The organism is Roseinatronobacter ekhonensis (assembly GCF_900499075.1).
Taxonomy (GTDB): Bacteria; Pseudomonadota; Alphaproteobacteria; order Rhodobacterales; family Rhodobacteraceae; genus Roseinatronobacter; species Roseinatronobacter ekhonensis.
Window position 1 is genome coordinate 1 of sequence record NZ_UIHC01000147.1, and the last position, 1,747, is coordinate 1,747.

General features: G+C 56.8%; 3 protein-coding genes. All 3 read left to right on the plus strand.

The window, feature by feature from the left end:
* Positions 1-571: 571 nt before the first annotated feature.
* The 3 genes from ROE7235_RS19495 (at position 572) to ROE7235_RS19505 (ending at position 1,721) form a co-directional block, all read left to right on the plus strand.
* Positions 572-928: a BrnT family toxin gene (locus ROE7235_RS19495; protein ID WP_245964050.1), complete on the plus strand. Its 357-nt coding sequence runs from the start codon at positions 572-574 to the stop codon at positions 926-928.
* The gene (gene brnA / locus ROE7235_RS19500; RefSeq protein ID WP_066009074.1) at positions 915-1,130 is read left to right on the plus strand and encodes a type II toxin-antitoxin system BrnA family antitoxin; all 216 of its coding nucleotides are present in this window, start codon (positions 915-917) and stop codon (positions 1,128-1,130) included. The genes ROE7235_RS19495 and brnA overlap by 14 nt, the downstream gene beginning before the upstream one ends.
* Positions 1,131-1,232: 102 nt before the next feature.
* On the plus strand, positions 1,233-1,721 hold the full coding sequence (locus ROE7235_RS19505) for a hypothetical protein (RefSeq protein WP_121097700.1): 489 nt from the start codon (positions 1,233-1,235) through the stop codon (positions 1,719-1,721).
* Positions 1,722-1,747: the final 26 nt, after the last annotated feature.

Sequence of the window (1,747 nt, forward strand, 5' to 3'; positions counted from 1 at the left end):
AAATGGCGCAAACTCGACGGCGCAAGCCGCATGCCTGAGATCATCCAGGGGATTGAATTCAAGGACGGGATCAAGCAACTTCAAAAAGCCGCCTAATCACGCCGTCACCAACTTTCGGGCATAGCTCCCCATGCGGCGGTATTTCTGTCTGACGACGATATTCCTGCGCCACGCAGAATTTCTGGAAGGCTGTTGACGCTCACTCGACGCCAGATGACGGCGACAACGAGTGCCGCCACTATGCCCCCAACACTGGCAGCATATCCGGCCCACAGGGGCAGTGCGACAGCATCGCTGGATGTGGGACCCCACGCCAGGTAGATAGCCAGTAGAAGAGCAGATGCAGCTTGCGATATGAAGGCAAAGACGAGAGCAATTGCTAACGTGTCCAATGTTTGGTGCGTGCTATCGCGGCCCGTGTACGCTAGGCGATAAGAAAGATACCCGGCAACCAATATTGCCAGGGTTTGATAGGGTAGCTGTAAGAGCCTTTCGATAGCTTCCATTCCGATAGTCAGAGCACTGTTTCACTGCGCCTGCAACATGGCTGGGCGCAGCCATGTTGCAGGCTATGAACCTTGACAGCCCAGCAACTGAAAAATCTCACTACCAAGCCAAGCTGAAAAGTATATTAATTATACCTTTTTCACCTTATGTTGCGCTCATGAAGTTCGAGTATGACCCCGACAAGAGCGCCGCGAACCGCGAAAAGCACGGTATCGACTTTGATGAGGCTCAGGCTCTCTGGGATGATCCTTATCTGATCGAGGCCCCCGCCAAAGTCACGGATGAGCCACGCTTTCTGGCGGTTGGCATGATCGGGGCCAGACACTGGACGGCTGTCTACACACACCGGAGCGACCGGGTGCGGATCATCTCCGTGCGCCGCGCTCGCAAGCAGGAGATTGACCACTATGAAGGCGACTGAATTCGACGAACGCTTCGACGCGGGTGAAGACATGTCCGCCCATGTCGATTGGACAAAGGCGCGCCGCCTCAATGTCGAGGCAAAGCGGGTGAACGTGGATTTCCCGACCTGGGTCGTCGCCGGTCTGGACCGGCAGGCTCAGAAGCTCGGCATCACCCGTCAGGCGCTGATCAAGATGTGGATCGCAGAACGCCTCGAATGAGGGCCGTTGCGACCAGGCACGAATAAAGCCAAGGCTTGTCGCCATCCGGAAAAAAACAGCATCGTAAAGCCGACCGATGGCGGCAAGAAAGACCGATAGTTCATGAATTTGTTCAACCGTAAGACCCTGAAGCGCCACATCAAAGCCGATCCAATCCCGTCAGACCGTTTGGCTGCGCTGGAAGCCTGGACAGAGTTGATCAGCTCGGGCCGGATTGAACGCCTGAAGGAAACCGCCCTGCATGGGCAGTTCGCCTCCAAGATTGTTGAAGGTGTTCTCGGCTACCACGGCCCGGCTGGTGGCGCAGATTACAACGTCTCAACCGAACAAAATATTCTGCGCGGCAGCGTCGATCTGGCGCTTGGCCGCTTTGGCGGCAAGACGCCTGACATCGTGGCACCGTTCGAGCTGAAGGGCGCGGATACCCGCGACCTCGACGCAATCATGCCGGGCAGGAACAAGAGCCCCGTTCAACAGGCGTGGGAATACGTGTCAATCCCGGAGCAAAATTGGCCAAGTTCCCGGTGTAAAATTGATCAGCTTGGTCGCGGTTTAGCTGCGCCTTGGCGCGGGTGCTCTCCAGATAGCTGACGTGTGCCAAGGCGCGCAGGCCGCAG

Excerpts from the sequence above, each read along its gene's own strand:
- brnA (WP_066009074.1), top strand. The coding sequence starts at position 915 with ATGAAGGCGACTGAATTCGACGAACGCTTCGACGCGGGTGAAGACATG.
- ROE7235_RS19495 (WP_245964050.1), top strand. The coding sequence starts at position 572 with ATGAACCTTGACAGCCCAGCAACTGAAAAATCTCACTACCAAGCCAAG.
- ROE7235_RS19505 (WP_121097700.1), top strand. The coding sequence starts at position 1,233 with ATGAATTTGTTCAACCGTAAGACCCTGAAGCGCCACATCAAAGCCGAT.